General features: G+C 42.8%; 15 protein-coding genes. 8 read left to right on the top strand and 7 right to left on the bottom strand.

Going from position 1 to position 20,290, the window contains the following annotated elements:
* Positions 1–243 precede the first annotated feature (243 nt).
* Positions 244–867 carry a type II toxin-antitoxin system toxin DNA ADP-ribosyl transferase DarT gene (darT, locus tag L4C36_RS19310; RefSeq protein ID WP_428479437.1) on the top strand — a complete coding sequence of 208 codons (624 nt, stop codon included), beginning with the start codon at positions 244–246 and terminating at the stop codon, positions 865–867.
* Positions 864–1,940, top strand: a complete 1,077-nt coding sequence (gene darG / locus L4C36_RS19305; RefSeq protein WP_428479436.1) for a type II toxin-antitoxin system antitoxin DNA ADP-ribosyl glycohydrolase DarG — start codon at positions 864–866, stop codon at positions 1,938–1,940. The genes darT and darG overlap by 4 nt, the downstream gene beginning before the upstream one ends.
* 200 nt (positions 1,941–2,140) lie before the next feature.
* On the opposite strand, the gene L4C36_RS19300 is transcribed toward darG, so the two are convergent.
* The gene (locus L4C36_RS19300) at positions 2,141–2,344 is read right to left on the bottom strand and encodes a hypothetical protein (RefSeq protein ID WP_428479435.1); all 204 of its coding nucleotides are present in this window, start codon (positions 2,342–2,344) and stop codon (positions 2,141–2,143) included.
* Between the two features lie 228 nt (positions 2,345–2,572).
* Between L4C36_RS19300 and L4C36_RS19295 the strand changes: the two genes are divergently transcribed.
* Genes L4C36_RS19295 through L4C36_RS19285 form a run of 3 tightly spaced genes read left to right on the top strand, consistent with a single transcriptional unit; the run spans position 2,573 to position 5,882 of the window.
* Positions 2,573–3,106: a hypothetical protein gene (locus L4C36_RS19295; protein ID WP_428479434.1), complete on the top strand. Its 534-nt coding sequence runs from the start codon at positions 2,573–2,575 to the stop codon at positions 3,104–3,106.
* Positions 3,107–3,128: 22 nt separating this feature from the next.
* Positions 3,129–5,183, top strand: coding sequence for a DNA phosphorothioation-associated putative methyltransferase (locus L4C36_RS19290; protein WP_428479433.1), 2,055 nt, complete (start codon positions 3,129–3,131; stop codon positions 5,181–5,183).
* A gap of 9 nt (positions 5,184–5,192) precedes the next feature.
* Positions 5,193–5,882 (top strand): hypothetical protein, encoded by a 690-nt coding sequence (locus L4C36_RS19285; RefSeq protein WP_428479432.1) that lies wholly within the window; start codon positions 5,193–5,195, stop codon positions 5,880–5,882.
* Here the strand turns inward: L4C36_RS19285 and L4C36_RS19280 are convergent.
* From L4C36_RS19280 to L4C36_RS19255, 6 genes are read right to left on the bottom strand one after another with little or no spacing between them, the layout of a single operon-like run.
* On the bottom strand, positions 5,865–6,920 hold the full coding sequence (locus L4C36_RS19280) for a cysteine desulfurase family protein (protein ID WP_428479431.1): 1,056 nt from the start codon (positions 6,918–6,920) through the stop codon (positions 5,865–5,867). The two genes, L4C36_RS19285 and L4C36_RS19280, sit on opposite strands and share 18 nt — an antisense overlap.
* Complete coding sequence (locus tag L4C36_RS19275; protein WP_428479430.1) at positions 6,913–7,365, bottom strand: hypothetical protein; 453 nt, start codon at positions 7,363–7,365, stop codon at positions 6,913–6,915. The genes L4C36_RS19280 and L4C36_RS19275 overlap by 8 nt, the downstream gene beginning before the upstream one ends.
* Positions 7,358–9,418, bottom strand: coding sequence for an AAA family ATPase (locus tag L4C36_RS19270; protein ID WP_428479429.1), 2,061 nt, complete (start codon positions 9,416–9,418; stop codon positions 7,358–7,360). The genes L4C36_RS19275 and L4C36_RS19270 overlap by 8 nt, the downstream gene beginning before the upstream one ends.
* A complete protein-coding gene (locus L4C36_RS19265) occupies positions 9,399–9,629 on the bottom strand; it encodes a CxC ATPase DNA modification system associated small protein (protein WP_428479428.1) in 231 nt (76 codons plus the stop codon). Before L4C36_RS19265 ends, L4C36_RS19270 begins: the two co-directional genes overlap by 20 nt.
* On the bottom strand, positions 9,629–11,782 hold the full coding sequence (locus L4C36_RS19260) for a DEAD/DEAH box helicase family protein (RefSeq protein WP_428479427.1): 2,154 nt from the start codon (positions 11,780–11,782) through the stop codon (positions 9,629–9,631). Before L4C36_RS19260 ends, L4C36_RS19265 begins: the two co-directional genes overlap by 1 nt.
* Positions 11,783–11,785: 3 nt before the next feature.
* Entirely contained in the window at positions 11,786–14,125 is a 2,340-nt protein-coding gene (locus tag L4C36_RS19255) for a DUF262 domain-containing protein (protein WP_428479426.1), read from the bottom strand.
* Positions 14,126–14,307: 182 nt separating this feature from the next.
* On the opposite strand from L4C36_RS19255, the gene L4C36_RS19250 reads away from it, so the two are divergent.
* Genes L4C36_RS19250 through L4C36_RS19240 form a run of 3 tightly spaced genes read left to right on the top strand, consistent with a single transcriptional unit; the run spans position 14,308 to position 19,526 of the window.
* Positions 14,308–15,267 (top strand): DUF4007 family protein, encoded by a 960-nt coding sequence (locus L4C36_RS19250; RefSeq protein ID WP_428479425.1) that lies wholly within the window; start codon positions 14,308–14,310, stop codon positions 15,265–15,267.
* Positions 15,268–15,270: 3 nt separating this feature from the next.
* Entirely contained in the window at positions 15,271–18,609 is a 3,339-nt protein-coding gene (locus L4C36_RS19245; RefSeq protein WP_428479424.1) for a hypothetical protein, read from the top strand.
* Between the two features lie 17 nt (positions 18,610–18,626).
* The gene (locus tag L4C36_RS19240; protein WP_428479423.1) at positions 18,627–19,526 is read left to right on the top strand and encodes a phosphoadenosine phosphosulfate reductase domain-containing protein; all 900 of its coding nucleotides are present in this window, start codon (positions 18,627–18,629) and stop codon (positions 19,524–19,526) included.
* Positions 19,527–20,290 lie beyond the last annotated feature (764 nt).

Genomic DNA, 20,290 nt, shown 5'->3' with positions numbered 1-20,290 from the left:
ATCTCTGGTTTAGGGGGCTTTCTTGTATCTGACGGTACTTCACCGTTTCAAGAAACATACCCTATAACGGGGACATCGGTCGCTAACGCTGAGCTCAAGGCATTCATTGTCAGTACTATCGTGATCATGGTACGTATACGTGATGACGTTGAAGCACAAGCCAACCGATAGCATAGACTGAACGGTACCCGTGCCTTAAAAAGGCCAATGTCGAGGCCCTATTTTTAACAAGGATGTGATTGAATGATGGTAAAAGTCTCCCATATTACCCACATCAACAACCTCGAGTGTATCCTCTCTGAGGGCTGTTTATGGTCAGATGCAAAACGTATTGAACAAAGCCTAAAGAGTAAAAATATAGGGTATAGCCACATCAAGCAAAGGCGGTTACTCCACCCTGTAACCGTCGCTGCCGGCGGAACGATTGGAGAATACGTTCCCTTTAATTTTTGTCCTCGCTCTGTGATGCTGTACGTCATACATCTGGGCCATGAGGACTATCATGACGGCCAAGACCCAATCGTACACCTCATCAGTGATGTCGAAACCATAACCGCAACCAACCCGCATTGTTTCTTTACCGATATCCATGCTGACTTGGCTTATGCCGAACAGATTGACGATTTCTGTCGTCTAAACGAACTGGACTTCAAAAAGATCCACGCAAAATACTGGCAGCAGTGCAAGGAAGAAAAACAAGCCGAGTTTTTGGCCCACCAATCAGTTCCTTGGAACTGTATTAGACAGATTGGCGTCAAAACGCCAGAATTAGCAGATAAAGTAAGACAATTACTCTCAGCCTGCGCTCATCAGCCAGAAATTTTAGTCAAACCTGAGTGGTACTATTCGTTGAGTGGTTCAAAATGATTTCATACGTCAAAGGAAATATTCTTCATGATCAATCCGATGCCATTATCAATACCGTAAACACGGTGGGCGTCATGGGCAAAGGACTCGCTCTACAGTTCAAGAAGGCTTTTCCAGAGAATTTTAAAATCTACAAAGCAGCGTGTGATAGCAACGCGCTGACAACAGGCCAAATGCTGACGGTTTCCACTCACTCAATCAGTGCGCCTTACTACATCATTAACTTTCCCACCAAAGCACACTGGAAAGGTAAATCACAGATTGAATTTATCCAAAATGGCTTAACGGATTTGAAGAGAGAAGTTCGCAGACTAAAGCTGACCTCCGTGGCGATACCTGCGCTAGGTAGTGGACTGGGCGGTTTACCATGGTCTGACGTTAAACGTGAAATTCAGGCTGCATTATCTGACATGCAAAATGTTGAATGGCGCGTTTACCCTCCTCAAGATGCACCTCAAGCCGAGCAAATGGTTAACCGCACGCAGAAGCCTAGCATGACAATCGGACGCGCTGCTGTTATTGGGTTGATCAACGAATACCTAACAACAGGGTTGCATTACACGTTATCGTTACTGGAAGTGCAAAAACTCGTCTACTTCTTAACCACTGCGGGTGAGACGTTAAATAAAGTCCATTTCCAAAAACACCACTACGGTCCCTATGCTGATGTACTGAGGCACGTGCTGGATAAAATGGAAGGCCACTTCATTTCAGGCTATGCCGATGGTTTAAATAAGCCAGACACCCCCATTCAACTCAAAGAGGGAGCATTGGAAGAGGCGCAATCATTCCTAAAGGCTCACCCTGAAACGAAACAACGCTTTGATAATGTGACTAAGCTGGTGGATGGATTTGAAAGTCCTTACGGCATGGAGCTATTGTCTACCGTTCATTGGGTCGCCACACAAGAATGCCCTCACGGCGATGTGCAGTTAGACGATGTGATAACAAAGGTCCATGCTTGGAGTGAGCGAAAAGCTAAAATGAAGCCTGCACACATTAAAGCAGCCCTAACTCGGCTACAGGAAAAGCAGTGGTTAAATGGTCATCACGGTATAGTCAACCCCCAGTAAACCACCATAAACTACTGGTTTGGTAGACTTTACCCCTCTTAATTATCAGGCCTATCCCTTCGAGGGGATATTTAAAGCAATATCCCCTCGAAGGGATAATCATCTTTCCTATCACACATTGTCGTGACATAAAGAAAAGGCTGCACAAAGCAGCCTCTCAGTCTCGATAGCGCGTGGGTTACCCACTCAGCACCCAATGCTTATTTTTGTTCACTCTTCTTCATGTGAAAGTGAAAACGTTCATGAAAGTAAGCTTGAATGTGCTCTTCCATTTCCAATACTTTTTCATCAATACGATCACATAAGTATTGATCACTGTTCATCGAATTCACTTTATCTGTCGCCAATTGTTCAATCAGGCTTTTTTGTTCATCAGTGAGCGTTGCTAATGGCTTGTTATTCATAGGATGTTCTTTTTCTTATGAAGGTCATGATTCTTGTTTTAACGTTAGCATAGGCAAAGTGACTTTGTCTTACCTGAAAAGTGGCATCTGTGTTTGAGCAAATCGATACCAAGATGACATGAATTCGATAGGCCCGCATAGTTCCCCATTCCACGGTGACGCCACAGTTATTTCTCTGAATTCAGGGTAAAATGATCGATACTTCTTCGGTAATAATAATTATCCCCCATGATTGACAAGCTACTGGACTGGCACGTAGTCAAACACCCACACTACGCCCAAGACAACCCGGCAACTGCGGCCTCTCTTGAACAACTCGAAAAGCTCAGCACAGAGTTACTCTTGCCGCTTGAGCAGCAGTTTGGTGAGCTCACCATCACCTACGGCTTCACAAGCGCGCCGTTGCTGCGGTATATCCAAAAAAACAGCCCGGGCGATATGGCACCGAGCTTGGATCAACATGCAGCTATGGAGCTGAACAGCCGAGGCAACCGGATCTGCAAACGTAATGGGGCATCGTGCGATTTCTACATTGCCGGCTATGAGAACAAAATGGACGAGATCGCCGCTTACATCACCGCGCATCTTTGCTTTGATCGGCTCTACTTTTACGGCAAAGACAGGCCCTTACACCTCAGCATTGGGCCAGAGCCAGCCCGTTACGCCCTGATCCGACAAACCCGCAGTGATGGCCTTCGCGTAAACAAAAAAAGTGCCTATGGCGACGCCACACTCACGCTATTCAATTCGTTATACTCATAAGAAACCCTTCAACGGAGCAGCTATGGACGCGAATCTCTTTTCACAACTGGTATCACAAGTTTCGGCCGGTAAGCATCTCCCCGATGCGATTTACTTACACAGAGACAGCCTCTCTGCCCTGCCGGATACACTGTCTGCCTTCATCCCCGCCGTGGCGAAAGCTGTGCGTCTTGAGGATGAACATTGGAACCTTGTGAAACTGTTCAAAAAAGAATTCCGCTTATCTCTGCTTCATTACCCTGATTTCTATTCCGATTCTTATCCCGCGCTCAAGCAAAGCCTGAATGTCGACCTCACCAAGTTAACCCATAAAATCACCCGCTATGACGACTCGGATAATCCCCCCATTTTGCACCGTAAAGAAACCATGGTGTTGCCCAGTAATGATTACTACGAGCACTTCATCTCACTCACCCAAGAAGGTGAAAATGCCGGCCTCTATCAAAACTCGCGCATCATTGGCTTTAAACGTTCATGGGTAAACCTTATCGCGCGTCACGGCTATGAACTCGTTGATGGGCGCCTGTTTCGCCGCTCTGCTGTTATCCCAGCAGACGATGAAGCTAGCATCGACCGCCACAAGACCGCCATAGTACGTCACGAGCTTTCTGCCCCAATGAAAACCCTCGTCAAACATGGCTACCTTGAAGGCAATCATTCCATTTTTGACTATGGCTGCGGGCGGGGAGATGACCTACGAGAATTGGAAGCACATGGCTTAGATGCGCTCGGCTGGGATCCTAACTTTCAGCCCGATAACGACAAAGTCACCTCTGATATCGTTAACCTCGGCTTTGTCTTAAACGTGATTGAAGATCAAGACGAGCGGCTCGATGCCCTGCTCGGCGCGTGGGATCTCGCAGACAAGCTACTGGTTGTATCCGTCATGCTGGCCAACGACAACTATATTGCCCAGTTCAAACCCTACAAAGACGGCGTGATCACCTCGCGCAATACGTTTCAGAAGTACTACGCCCAATCGGAAATCAAAGGCTACATAGAGCGTAACCTGCAAGATGATGTGATCACCGTCGCCCCTGGCATCTTCTATATCTTCAAAGACAAACTCGAAGAGCAACAGTACCTACAACGTAAATACAAGCGCCATCACCACTGGCAGCAATTGACCGCCCCTGCGCCGAGTGACAACAAAGAGAAAACCAAAGATCAAGCTAAACTGGTGATCACCCAGCACCAAGCGCTATTCGACAGCTTTTGGGCTCAGAGCCTTGAGCTCGGGCGCATTCCTGCCAATGATGAGTTTACCGAGTCGGATAAAATACGTGAACTGATAGGCTCGCACAAAAAAGCGTTCGGTCTACTGCAAGAGCTGTTTGACACCCACGAGTTTGCCCGAGCCGAGCAAAGCCGCAAAGAAGACTTACTGCTTTACTTTGCCATGGGACTCTTTGAAAAACGCAAACCCTATACCCAACAGCCCGAACGGCTCAAACGCGATATCAAGGCATTATTCAGTGATTACAACACGGCGATTCACCTTGCCACAGAGTTGCTGTTTGCCATTGCCGATACCGACCTTATCAGCCAGCAGTGCGAGAAAGCCCATCAGAAACTGCCAGCGAGTCTACTCAATGACGGCCACTCCCTGATTTTCCACAAAGAGTACATTGATGACCTGCCGCTGCTACTACGGGTGTATGTGGGTGCTGGCTTGCAAATGTATGGTGACTTAGGGGATGAGATTGATGTGATCAAAATCCACACCATGTCTGGCAAGCTGACCTTAACGGCTTATGATGACTTTGAGAAATCGGTCCCGTTCTTAGTCGAGCGCATCAAAATCAAGATGGCCGACCAAGACATCGATTTCTTTGATTATATGGATGAAAGTAGAAGACCACCGCTACTCAATAAGCACCTGCTAATGAGTAATGATCAGATACCATATGAGAAACAGCTGAGTTTTGATAAACGACTAGCAAAGCTCATAAAGTATGATTTTCAAAAAGAAATTATACTTCACCGACATCAGTGGGAAGAGTCACTCAGGCTTCACAATAAGTCCATCAACGAATTTCGTATTTGCACAATAACAAAATCAAATCACAATTTTTAGGTATAAAAAATGGTTCTTGTAAACACCTTTAACGATAATTCATTTGTCATTGATCGCACAAAAGTGCTTTCAATTATCCCCAAAGACAAGCTTACTAAATATTCAGATGATGATGCATTCTATGCTGATGAAATAATTGAAGATTTTGATACTGTCAATATCTTCTCAGAAACACCCGTTCTATCCATTCTTGATGATAACAATCAAGAAGTTTTTTCTCTGAGTAATATCGAATTGGCCGAAACTTTTGGCATTGGTTGGGTTATAGAAGAAGGACTGTACGCGGAATATAATAATGATTGGCTTTTTGTTACTGTTTTCTGGGCAAGCGGACAGGCTGGTAGTTGGGCTATCTATGATGTAAAGAAAAAAGAGCTAATTATTAAAGGTGAAGATGAAACACCTATTGATGAAATCATTTGGGGTACCAAAGAACCTAAACTGATTCTAACTAGAGAGTCATCAACCTATAGCTACTGTGGCCTTCGTATTATCGCTATCACGCAGAACAATAATGTCACTGAGACAACATTGTTTTCAAATAATAGGTACAGTAATGAAGAGGCGTTTCAACATCCGTCCATCAACCTATCCGCAGAAGGAAATAACAAACAACATGATTTCACTCTGTGTGATGAAAAGCTCTCTTTTCCCTTCCATGGGAAAAATTACGACATTCCATTAATCAGTATCATGTGAGTAAGGCGGAAGACTTATGCGATAAGTTCGTCTGGCTTCTTCCTCCGACAAACCTATCGCGGTCAATACATGGGATGCGATATTAGACATCGCATTACATGCCGAGCCTTGAGAAATAAGCCAATCGTTATTCTCAAGGAACCGCTTGACCTCATCATCATTTTTAAATGTCACACTGCAGATAGTCGCTACGGTGTTTGGGCCACCATTCTTTGAGAACACGTACTCGGTCAATGCCTTATCTAACGCGATAACGGTATCCCCGCCTTCTGTTGGGAAGTGACGTACGGCAGCTGAAAGACCAACGATCAACGGAGTTGGGGATGTCCCCCCCCGTAACCCTCCTTCCTGGCCGCCACCATGGATCTGCGGAACAAGACCTGAATTACGAATGTCACGTACATATAATGCTCCAATCCCTTTAGGGCCATAAATTTTATGGCCCGACAAAGAGAGCATATCAATATCCATGTCATCGACATCAATTTCGCATTTACAGAACCCTTGTGCAGAATCAGTATGAAATAGAATGTCGTGCTCAAAAGCAATAGCACCAAAATCCGCAATAGGTTGAATGGTTCCTAGCTCGTTATTGACATGATGAATTGAAATCAAAAACGTATCATCTTGAATCACAGCCTCAACTTGATCCGCAAGAATCCTTCCATCACGATCCGGTACGAGATAAGTGACACTGAAGCCGATTGATTCCAAGAAAGCACAAGTATTTAAGATACACTTATGTTCAATACTTGACGTAATAATATGGCCTTTTTTCTCCAATCGCTTAAAAGCCATGCCTTTTAAAGCCAAATTATTCGCTTCACTAGCCCCACTAGTAAAAATAATCTCACTCGGTAAGGCACCGATTTTGTCTGCAATCACCTCACGCGCAGCCTGAATTGCTCGCGTTGCCTTATCGCCCTCAGCATGAGAAGAGGACGGATTGGCGAAATTTCCACCAAACCAAGGGCGCATTTCTTCAAAAACAGCATCAGAAAGTGGGGTTGAGGCTGCATAATCGTAATAACTACTCATTATCAATTAAGTATTCTAACGTTTGATTAAATAGAATATTCGTAATTAGTGGTTCGCTGATATTACTCATGACCCAACTATCAATGTGCATTAATCCACTATTACAGTAACCTTCAAAAATACCAATAGCATCTCTAAGATTCTCATCTTTCAGCATATTTAGCGAAGGCTCTTTCGCCAATGCTAGCAAATAGATATAGGCATCATGCCCAGTCGTTGCATAGGTATCTAACAAGATTGGGGTAGTGTTAACCTTAGATTTCAATGGTTGATAGTCACCTAACTGATAACCAATCAAGGCGGCAAAAACCATCAACTCTTTTACCGTACTAAATACTCTGGCATCGCTTTTTGCTCCTTTAGTAGAACAAAATCTCTCTTCCAGTCCTTCAAATCGGGCATCCCTGCGTACTGAAAGCTTACGCCAATCCATCATATCAGCCATGGGTTGGAATCTCCTCAATGGTAACTTTGTCAAAGTCACTGCCAAAACGCACAACGTTATAACTGCTGCCTTGTACCGTTAGTTGTGTCGGATACTGACCTTTAAATTCATCTTCAGTAAGCACCGTGTGCTGAACTAAGTTATATTCTTTACCTATCTTATGACGGATCCCTTTATCAGTGTGGCTCTCCGTCCACTGTGCTTGAGAGAACATAAAGATCGATTGATCTACCTTGTCTGCGATATAACGAACTAGTTCTCTACCGTTATCTGGACCAATAAAGGCTAAGATCGAGTCGGCAATAAATGGCGCAATGGTGCCAGGCGTTAGTAGATGCTGCTTGTTATTGGCTCGATCTTTTGAAAATTCAATCAATGCAACGATAAAAGAAATAGATAACATAGCTTGATAGCCATTACCTGCAGCAACTCGTTTACCCTCTTTATCAACAATCGCCCACGTAAAGCTGCCACTCTTTGCATTAGTGTCTTTTTTCACTGTATAGCCATTAAACGCAACCTGACTGAACAGCAATTGCATTTTATTCAGCAAGATTCCATCAACACCCTGCTGCGAAGAACTAATCGCATCTTCATAAAGTTGCATGATCTTATCGGTAGCTAAAATCAAATTGCGAACCTTTTGGGCTTTCGGCTGTGTGGACGACAAAATACTCACACGCCTATCGATATCTCTGATATCAACATCCTTTTTGCGAACTTGCTCTTCCAATTGTGGAACTTGTCGATTCAGCTGGTCACACTTGGATTTGGCTGCATTTTTGGCGCTTTCAATCGCTTTGATATCATCAATATCAGACTCAACAATGATATGACTTAGATCCCGAATACTATGCTCCAGTTCCTGCATGTTATCTTCTCGATCATCGATATCAGCAAGCAACTTCTCCATCACCGCTTTTGGTAACCCATTATTGCTTAATTTTTCTTGCAGCTTAACAGCCAATCCCCAACGGTGTTTAAGATCGGGATCAACCGCATACTTACCAAGCTCTTCAATAAACCAAGCTGCGGAGCTGTCTTTTTCAACATGAGAGCCACAGATACATTCGCTATTCTCAATGATCTCACGTAATAGCTGCTTATCTACTGTATAACGCAATGATTTGTTGAGCTCTTCAGTGTTAATACTTGTAAGATTTATTGAGGCAAGCTTTTGACTAAACGTGTTTAATGCCCAATGTGGCGTTTTAGCGACCTTATCGGCCAACAGTTGTTTGTGCTGTCGCTCGTAGTCGCACAACAACTGAGACTGCTTATTACGAAACTTAAGCTTGTCTTCAATGGCAGTCTTATCAAAACGAGTAAGTTTGACTATCTGTGCTTCATGCTCCTTTTCAGCACTTTCGAGCTCTGCTCGTTTTTGTTCAAGCAGTTTTTTGTCTCGCTCTAAGCTCGATACCAAATTTTCCTTATTCGTCATAAGCATGTCGATTTCATTATTAGTATCGTACTGCTTAAGATCTTTTTGGTAGCTAGTCTTAATGCTGCTTAAGTGCTTTAATGTTGTTTTTGCAACAGTAAGGCCAAGAACCTTTTCGATCGCATCCCTAATATGAGAGAAATCATTTTGGCTACTTAATGTACCGGTACCTTCCCCTTGGTAGAAAAAATACTGAGACATCTCTTTCGGTAAGAGAGTATTAATCAAGGTGTTTGGATTTTCTTCTGCTTTCTCTGCATAACAACCATCAATGATCTCGTATACATGAAGGCTGCTACTGGAGCTATTTTTTGCCTGTATCCGCCGAATCTCAAACAAACGATTTTCATGCTCTAGCTGGAGACAAACACTAAAGGTGTTCTTGCCTTGACTTGCCGCATGCTTATTAAGAAGATTCTTGGCATCTAATAGATTTTCTGTTGTTTCCTCATACAGACACCAACGAAGGGCGTTAAGCAATGCAGTTTTACCACCGTTATTTTCACCATGGATCAACGTAACACCACGCTGTGGGTCAACAGAAAAATCAATCGACTGCTTATCATAGAATTGTCGAAAATTATTGATCTCAAGTTTTATTAGCTTCATTTACGATATCTTCCGCATTTACTTCAATAATCTCTTTAATCTTCAAGATATGACGACTCAGCACCAAATCCCCATAATAGAGCTCTTTCTCAAACTGCATAACCTGCAGCGCTGCCTTATGGGCAGCCGATTTTTTTGAGTAATCTTGATGAGCCATTTGTGTATTTTTATCCGCGTCCAGCAATAAAGCTTTAAATGCATTAAGGTCCATTAATAGATTCCTAATTCAATGATTCTTTTTTCAATTTCTTCTGAATTGATGGCCGTTAGCTTAAAGTCCTCTATCCTTTCCAACTCTGCTCGACGTAAGTTTTGGCTAAAGTGATTGATAACTCCTGGCAAAGGTAACACCACAAAATCAACAATTAAAGCTTCGGTTTTCCCCGCCGACTTCCTAAGCACACGACCTCGTCTCTGTACGTATTGTCTTGGGTTACGAGTGCTAGCCAAAATAAAAGCACTCTGACATACAGGCACATCGATCCCTTCATCAAGTACCTTCATGGCAACCAAAGAGTCGATTACCTGCTCTTTGAAGCTATCCATGATCCTACGTCGCTCAGATGGTGTTTCTTGCGAGGTAAACTTTGCCACCTTGCAGCCATACTCATGAAGGTGATTAGTCACCTTCGTAATATAAGGCGTACCCTCTCCAGGTGCAGAGCCTTCTCCAACGTAAATCAAAGAGTGTACTAAGGATAACGTTGGGTTATTTTTCAAATAAGAGATCAGTGCTGGCAATTTACCTGAACTGGTTGCAAGGATCCTTGCTCTTGCTCCACACCAGTTAGTCAGCATCGACTGCTCATCATTTGTTAGCTTTCCTGATTTAGCCTTCAAAATCATCTTCTGAATTTTGGCGGAGTAATCCTCATAAGCTTCTTGTTCCTCTTCATCAAGATAGACCGGCACGAGGTCATATCGATAAGGAGCCAGTATACCGTCACGAATCGCATCACTTAATGAGTACTCACTGACAATACCTTTGAAGTAAATCAGAAGATTCTGCCGAACGGTATCAGGAAATGGCGAGCCTTCGACCTCATCATCATCGGAACGAAAAGGCGTCGCTGATAGGCCTATTCTATAACGTGCTAGTGGCAAAGCATCAAAATACCCTTGGCTTCCAAGATGGTGGCATTCATCACCAATCAATAGCATATCTTTCGGTGAGACCTTGGCAATCTTCGACTGAAACAAACTTGAAGACAGTGTTTTATTGACCACAATTACGCAAATAAAATCTAAGGTACCAGTACGAAAACGCAGCAATTTTTTATCCAGTGTTATCGCCCACTTTTCCGATGTATCGTAACACTGCACTGGCACAATATTAAAAGGTGCCAACTCTTTGACCCATTGATTGGCTAGCTCAACGTAGGGAACACTTATGATTGCAAAGGTCGGCTCACCATCTTTGTGACGATCTTCATAAAGCTCAACCAATGCAGATATAGAGGTAAAAGTCTTGCCTGAACCTGTGGCTAACTTAAATAAGCCACTGTAGCCTGCTTTACGCCAGCTATCTATTGCTTCAATCTGGTGTGAAAACAGTTCAAACGGTCGCCCTTTCACTATCAGTGGTTTGCGAGGAGTCTTGGCTTCGATATCTAGCTTGGCCAGTTGCTGCTCAGATTTGGGGAAGCTATAAGAGAAGAAAGGCTGAGTAACCATCGGCTTCATAGAGCTTGGAAATAGCTCCTTATGCAACTGTTCAATATCAACACCCGATTGGATTTTCTGGTACACCTCTGAATCGATAGAAACAACTTTTACTCCCTTTTTAGTATTGCACCAAAGGGCGTTAAATTTCTCGATTTCCACCAGCCCATAATCAGCAAATGATTCCCGCCAACTAAAAAACAATGAAACCTCTTCAGAGTTGTACTTGGACAGCCCGGCAAGAGTTTCATTAGCTGAACCACTAAATACGACGGTCTCATCTTGCTGGTAAAAAATCCCTATCTTTTTGTGGAACATACCTTTATGGGTAAAAGCGAACTTTATCTCAAGCTGTTGCTTAGCCACTAGGTAAGTCAACAATTTCAGATTTCTATCTTCACTTTCAAGCAGAAGATCCACAAGTTGAAGTGACTTAGCTTTACACGGATGTGATGCCCCCTCCATCACAGCTTCATATTCACTATCAGACAGAGGATCGCCAATGATAAGGCGCATTTTCCCTTCTGACTGGATAAACTTCTCCAGCCCTTGTGCTGCTGATGATAATACAGCTGACGAAAAATAGCCTACAGCTCGATCATAGTGACTCGCTTGAGCAAGCAATGGGATATGAACACAGTCCAAGATATTATCTTCATCTGAGTCATACTTAGTTTTAAGTCCAAGGGCTGAAAACTGCATGATTTACTTCCAATCAAGCCATTGGGTAAGGTTTCGCCAAGCATTGCTCAATAACAGAATAGTACGTTCATCAATCGCTTGCTTATTCCACTCGCTGGCAAACGTGATATCGGCAAACTTCTTCTCCAACATCAAAACCGATGCATTACGCCTTGCTTCTACCGTGATTTGCCCTGAAGCCATAAGGATGTCATCAATATTATTCATTGAATCATTAGCTAGAGCCTGAAGCATATGTTGCTTTAGGTTATACCATGAAGGAGGTGCGCTGCTTGATATCCCATTGCGAGCATCGACAAGCACATTACCTATTTTATTAAATTCTCCAGGGTTTGCGATAGCCTCATCTCCCCACCCTTCAGTTGAGCCTCCATTAAAGACTTTCTTAATTGCATTTTTACCGGAGATTAACTCCCACATCATGGTAGTAAGATACTGTGTGCTAGCTTCGTCTGACAATTCATGGTTCACCCCGTCTAGTTCGATCCCATGCATACCCGCCAATAACAAGAACTTGATGCTCTTTGCCTTAGTTAAGATCTGTTGTTTAGAACAAATATCAAGCCATTGTTCTTCAACAGTCTCTTTAGGAGACCCCTTAGAATTGATTTTTGTTTCCAGCTCTTGTCTAAAGAACGCTTTAATTGCATCAGCATCAAACTTATCTGAAGTGAGCCCCCCATTGACCAACTGATAACCATCATCATGGGCTGTCATGCCTCGCTCATGCAATTTTTTATACACAGCATCAATACCATCAGCACCACCTGTCATAGTACGCCAAAGCACGCTAAATGCGGTGATCGCTTTAAGCACCGTCACAAAGCTAGAGGAATCCGTACCGACGGTTTCGTATTTTTCGTCGATCAGCACAAACTGCACCAATAAGCTTTGAACAATGTCATGCTTCATATCCACTAAGTAGCGCAAACATAGGTTCGCTACATCTTTCTCGCTAGACTCAACTAAGTGCCCTACATCTGGCACTGAAGCCTGCCAATGATCAAATAAGAAGTCTGCGGTTTTAGCAAGCTGGGTCAGATATTCATCTTTACAGACATAGTGACAATTTTCATAACTTTTCAGCATTGCATCGCGCTGATCTCTTAGTCTTGTAATCTTCACCTTGCCTTGATAAGCACGAACAAAAGCTAAGATCAATGCCTTGGTTTTATTGTTCTTCTCTTTGCTTTCGATGATATCCTCAAAGCGCGCAGTAATGGAATTCAGAACATCCATCGACGCTTCAAGTTCTTCTTCTGAAACTCCATCTTTACGCTTATTGCCGATATGCTCAATTACTTTAGGGACAAAAGTTTCTAGCGCCGTCAGTGGTTCACCCGTTGTATTCAATGCTTCAAACATATCAAATGCATACGACTCATTATTAACCTCAACATAAGTTAAGCAAACACGGTGAAGCAAGAACTTCGCAAACGCAGCTAAATAAATGACTTCCGCAACTTTAGGGTGCTTTTCAGACGCTTGCTGTAGTTCTTCGTCAATAGGAAAATCCAAGCATGTATCTAGCGTATCAACACCAACCAGATCACTGATATGGATTTTTTCTTCAACTCCACCATCCGGCAGTTTAAATTCGAAGCCCTTTTGAACACAATCAAGCTGTTTTCTAATTTCTTTTACGTTATTAATCACTCGCTTAGATGAAGCGTTCATTAGAGTTAAATCAAGTGGTTTAAATACCGAGTCTTCACGTTGTTCAACAACATGGCGCTGGTAAGCACACAGTATTTCTGCAATAGGACTCTCGTACTGAGCTTTTTTCTCATTTCGTCCCCAGCAATCTACCTGTGAACGAATAATCTTAGGTAAATATTTATAAACTGCATGATCCGCTGTCGTTTCAATAACGGTATTAGCTGTATCAATCTCAAGCTGAGAGACAACCTGCCGCAACTCATCCAGGACATCTTTAACATCACTATCTTGCTCTGTATTTATTGCTTTCTTAAGGCTCGGCAAAAAGACATTCAATCTTTCATTAAGACAAAGAATCATTAACATCAGCGTAGAAAGACGCTGCTGTCCATCAATAATCAGCTTGATGTGTGTAGGCTTATGTTTGTTTACTAACGGATAAATCGTCAACCCTGCGCTATCGTCAACACTTAGAATTGAACCAAGAAAAATAATAGCATCAGGAGATTCAAGCAAATTTCTAAATACATTCTCACAATCAGAAAACAAATCTTTAATATGACTTACTTCCCATGAATAAGGTCGCTGATATGCAGGCATATAAAAACCGGTATTCTTACGTTCACAAATGACATCAAACACAGATTGCGGTTCTGCCTTGAAGATATCGAGAGACTTTTGCATTGAAAGAGATTTCCTGAGAGTAAATTACTAAACAAATGGCTATTTATATCATTATTTTTTCTATGACACTATGCAATAATGCGCCCATTATGCAATCCTCCCTATATTCCTCTATTATCGGTCATTCCGCTCTGCTACAATCGTGTTTGGATAAAATCTCCAATTCAGCAAGGTAAACACTTTTGAGCATCGAATCTAGCATCCTGAAGTTCTCAGGACATCAGACCTTCCCTATCCGCTACGGCTGGATTTATAAGATTATTCAGGAAGTTAACTGTAATAAATCTATTTCAAGCAAAGATAACATCGAAGATCAGATGGCTTCTATGGGTATGGGTAAGAACATGGTGCTCTCTGTGAGGCACTGGATTCGCACCCTCAACCTTGTGACCTGTACCGATAACAAACAGCAATCCTATGCTTTAACGCCTTTGGCTAAAGCGCTGTTTGTAGGCAATGATGCTTATGATATGTACATGGATAAAATCGGCACGGTTTGGCTATTGCATTGGTTAGCACAATCCGTGAATGCACAACATGCTGAACTCAATACGGCACGCTGGTTTTTTAACTATTTTAATGGTGTGCGTACAAGCAAAGAGCAACTTGTAAAAGACATTACTCTCTCTTTAGGTAATCACGAGAAAGAGCTCACGGAAGCAACCTTAAGTAAGGACATTGATTGCCTGTTTCAAATGTACAGCGTCAAGCGCACGACTGCGCACAAAGTCAATGAAGATAGTTTTGCTTCGCCTTTTACTGAATTGGGATTAATCACACAGGAAAGCGGCAAGGACTATCATGCAGAATTATCTGCTAAGAACGCACTACCTGTTGAGGTTTTCGCTTACGCCGTTATTGATTTCATGCAAAGAAAACAAACAGATAGCAACGGTGAAATCATCAACGCACAGGCTACCCTTTCATTTGATTCGCTACTTAATGATGTAGGCTCGCCGGGCCGAGTGTTCCGCCTATCAACCTCCGGTCTAAGTGATAAGCTCGATCAGCTTGAAACACTTAGCAAAGGCAAGCTGGCTTGGACAGATACCCAGGGGTTGCGCCAAGTTCAGCATCACTTCCAAGATTTACATACAGAAAATCCTGGTAAATATCTACACCGTTACTACCAGGGAGAATAATCCGTGACTCTGATTCAACACTATTCTATAGCGACGCGTCATCAGCGCTCTACGCGTATCGACAGCGATCTTAGCGCCGAATTTTTTCCTGGCCTTGTTTACCATGGTACCGCGCAAACAGCCCTTGAAACACTGTTCAGACAATATGCTCAAACAGGTCAGCGCGCTTACACCTTAACGGGTCCCTATGGTTCTGGTAAATCAACCATTGCCTTGTTACTAACAGGTTTGTTACACGCATCCTCTGATATGCGTGCAGCCGCACTCGATGTCATCAATGCTGAATCGACAGAACTCTTAGAACAAAGTATTAAGTATAAAAAAGGCTGGCTTCAGATCCGTTCAGTGGGGGGTGTTAGTGGCCCGATTGAAACATTCTGGCAAGCAACGCTTGATGCGCTAAACGAGCATCCTAATACACAAGGTATTTTTGATAAATACAAAGACCATGCTATTTCGACTGACGCACAACTCATCGACGTATGGGAATCACTGTTTGCTGAAGCGAAAACCTGTATTGATGGCGTATTAATCCTCGCTGATGAAATGGGTAAGAGCCTTGAGTTCATCAACAAGAACAAAGGTGAATTGCACTTATTCCAAGACATCGCAGAGGTGCTTGGCCGTATCGACACGCCTGTGATTTTCCTTGGCCTACTACACCAAGCGTTTGCTGAATACGCCAAAGACCGAGGCACCAAACTGCAAGAGGAATGGGGTAAAATCCAAGGTCGATACAATGACATCTTGTACAACGTATCAACCGATGAAACTGTTGCACTTATTGGTCAATCGATCGTTTCACGAAAAACCAATACAGAAGAAGATAAGCATGTAACACAAGTGCTTACTGCGCTGAATGACAGCCAAGAACGTAAAGAACAGCTTCGTCAACGCTTGCAGCAATGTGCGCCATTACACCCACTGACGGCACTCCTTCTTGGCCCGCTATCTAAACGTCGCTTTAGCCAAAATGAGCGTAGTACCTTTAGCTTCCTGAACTCTCACGAACAGCATAGTTTTCAACTGTTCCTTAAAGGGACGGTTGATCATAATGCGCGGTATGACTTGGTTAATTTATGGGATTACTTAGAAGCTAACCTCGAGCACATCATTTTAAGCTCGCCGGATGGTCATGCTTGGGCAGCTGCGACAGAGTCGATCCGTATTGCAAATCAGAAAGATCTACCGTCACAAGCGATTGATCTACTTAAGTCTATTGCACTATTAACGCTATTCGGCCGCCCTGCAAACTTGACCGCATCTGAGGCGATTCTACTTGCTGCGACTCAAATTTCTGATACCAATGAGCTCAATGAATACCTTGCATTACTAAAAGATAAATCATGCATTATCTACCGTAAGCATCTTTCTTCATGGGTCGTATTTGAAGGCTCTGACCTGGATATTCCAACGCTCATTGAGGATAAAATTGAGCAATTGCATAATTCAGATGAAGCCATCGGTTATATCAACTTCAGTGAGCAAGTGATTGCAAAAGGGCATTATCACACATCAGGCACCCTACGTTGGGCGGAAAAGAAGATCATTTCACACATCGATGATAACAAACTTCTATCACCGATCGGAGATAATGCCTTTGCACGTTTCGCCCTATTACTCAGCGATGAACCTGACGTAATCTTAAATGAATTAAGTGAGCATCACTCACAACTCATCTTAGCTTCCGCAAAAAATGCCCAAGATATTCAAGCATTAGCGAAAGAGTGTTATGCCATTGAGCTGATTAAAGCGGATAAAGACATCGGCCATATTCTGCAACACGATAAAGTCGCTCAGAAAGAGTATGAAAGCCGCCGAAAGAGTTCTGAACAAGCATTAACATACGCCATTCATGACGCGTTTGAAAAGGCGGATTGGTACTACAATGGCCTCAAGTATGGTACGGAATCCTTAAGCCAAATCACGACATTTGCAGCTGACCGTTTATTTTCTCAAACACCTGAAATTAAAAACGAACTCGTCAACCGTAATAAATTATCAGGAACAGCAGTCTCCGCACTGAAAAAGTTGCTCGTCGCCATGCTTAATAGTGAAGGTGAAGAAAACCTTGGCATTACCGGTTTCCCACCTGAAATGTCGATGTACATAAGCTGCTTAAAAAACACACTAATCCATTCTTCTGCTGGAGATAATGGTAAACATTGGTTCAGAGATGAGCTAGGGCGAGAGCTAGATGCTGTTTTTGCTGACGCGCTTACGTTGATTCAACAAAAATCAGGAGAAAAAGTTTCCTTATTGGAGATTGTCAACCTGTGGTCTCAAGCGCCTTACGGTTTAACTCAAGGTGTAATCCCTATCTTCTTGTTGGCTTTCCTAAAGTCGCTAGGCCAAGACATCGCATACTATGAGCAAGATATGTCTGGGGATTATGCCTTCATTGCCGAACCAGACACCGACTATGTACACAAACTGATTAAATCACCGAATGAGCTAGCCGTTAAGTACATCGTACTCGCGAAAGAAGAAAAAGAGTGGTTACAGCATCTTTCTGTCTTCGCGGCCACAGAGACAAACAGAGAAGTCGCAAACAACATATTAGCCGTTGCGACGCCACTTGTGACGACAATACATAACTTGCCGCAATGGGTGAAGAACGCACATAGCTTTGTTGAAAACGACACCATCAAGAACAAGCTTGTATTGTCCGTTCGTGATCTTTTCTTACAAGCTAACGATCCTCATGCATTGCTCATGAAAGATCTGATTGCACTTATCGATCCTAAAGAGACACTCTCTTTCGTCGAACGTATTGACTCTCTTGCTGACTGTTTCAAAATTTTACGCGAAAAACACGAATCAATGCTCAATGACATTAAGAGTAAAGTCAAAACGATCTTCCCTGAGAGTGGTGATGACTTGATTCAAATGTGTAGCACTGTAGAGCAAAAATCCGGTGATATTCGACTAAAAGCTTTCGCGCGCGAACTGGGAAAAAGCGAAACGGGGCTAACACAATGGCTTGAAAGCATGATCCAGATAGTCATCGGCCGAGGCAAACAAAACTGGAATGAAGGTTTACTCCTTACGGCAGCAAATAAGATCAGTGATTTTGCGCAAGACTTCCTAAGTGTTGTAAAATCGCAGTCATCAGATGCGGCTGACAAATCGACAGGGCCAAAAACGAAATTAGTTTCTCTCGTGTTAGAGGACGATGATGGCCAATTACAATCGTACAAGAGAGAAATCCGGCTTGCTGACGATCAAAAACTGACGCCTACACGTCACGCAATTGCTGCACAGTTAGCCAATTTGGATGAGTTTGAAAAAATTCATCTCTTACAACAGATGCTCAAAGAGTCATTAGAAGCTCAGGGTTAAATAAACAGGTATTACTCATGAGTGGAAATCAAAAAGTAAAACATGTACTTGGCTTATCCGGCGGCAAAGACAGTGCCGCCCTTGCTATCTACATGGCGCGTAACTATCCCGAGTTGGATATCGAGTATTTTTTTACTGATACAGATAAAGAACTGCCTGAGGTGTATGAATACCTTGAGCAGCTCGAAATCGTGCTTGGCAAGCCCATTTTGCATATCAATGATAAAAAAGGGTTTGATTATTGGCTAAAACAGCACAATAATTTTTTGCCTGCGGGGCAGCAGCGTTGGTGCACCATTCGTATGAAGCTCGAACCGTTTGAGAAATGGATCAAACCGTTTCTTGATGATGGCTATGAAGTGGTTTCATATGTCGGTATTCGTGCCGATGAGCCTTGGCGTGACGGTTACCGCCCTAATGAGAATCAAAAATATCTATCCATCAAAATGCCTTTCGCAGAAGATGGCATCAAAAAGCAAGGTGTATTAGATATTCTTGATAGTGCCGGTCTTGGTTTGCCGGCCTACTATGAGTGGCGTTCTCGTTCAGGTTGTACATTCTGCTTTTTCCAACGAAAAATCGAATGGGTACGCCTTATGGAGCGTCACCCTGAAGCGTTTGAAGAAGCTAAGTCGTATGAAAAACGCGCCGAAACCAGCGCCAATGGTGAAACCTTCTTCTGGATGGGCCCTAACGAACCGTTAGAGTCATTAGAAAATCCTGCGCGTATCGAACAGATAAAGGCCAATCACCAGAAAGTGATCGAGCGTTTCGAGAAGAAAAAGAAACGCGAGCAAAAACGCCGTCTCGGTATGCATGCCATGGTTGATGAATCGATGCTGATCGATACATTAGACATGGACGCCATGTATGACCTTGAAGAAGGTGGCGGTGCTTGTATTACTTGTTATAAATAAAGTAACAGCCTCCTGAAAGTGAACTGACCCCCAATAGTTGGACAACCAATTATCGGGGGTCTTTTTATGTCCAAATACAATCACGAATACAAGTTTGCCATCACCAAAAGGTGCTCAATGGGTGTGCCATCTCGTCATTTAGCTAAGCAGCATTCCGTTTCTTCGAGGCAGATTAGATACTGGGCTCAAGTCTTTACCATTCATGGTAACAGTTCAGTTTACGAACAGGAACTATTTGATTGCAGAATCGGCAATTAACTTGAATGGTAGCCATAAATGCATCTCGAAAGAGTGATATCCCAGGGTGAGAGCATGAATGTTCACTTTTTACCCACTGCATTGAAGCCTGCCAGTAAAACCTTCTCCAGATAGGGGCTGCTCATGGTTATATTCCTGAAAAAGGGAGTATAAGATCACAACTCGATCAGCGGGTAAAATCTGCTGTGATTTGTCAGAAAATGTTCGCGATCTCACCCTGAGTGATATCCGATTCTACAAACAATCAACGGGGTGACGTAACTACCATTAAAGTTAAACAAAAGCCATCACTACTATAATTTCAATTTAAAATTGACAAATCAACATAATCCTTATGTAAATAGTTATATTTAATTGCTTTAATGCCAATAACAATATAAAATCAAAATTTAATTTTTATTTATCAATAGATAATATGCATAAAAAAATAAAATGGGATGAAGTAAAAAGGAACAACGAAAAAATACCATGCTCAAGTGGTATATATGCTTGGTATTATGCGCCAT

Source organism: Photobacterium japonica (assembly GCF_050337005.1).
GTDB classification, from domain to species: domain Bacteria; phylum Pseudomonadota; class Gammaproteobacteria; order Enterobacterales; family Vibrionaceae; genus Photobacterium; species Photobacterium japonica.
The sequence above is the reverse complement of the archived record's forward strand: the minus strand, read 5'-3'. Positions and strand labels throughout refer to the sequence as shown.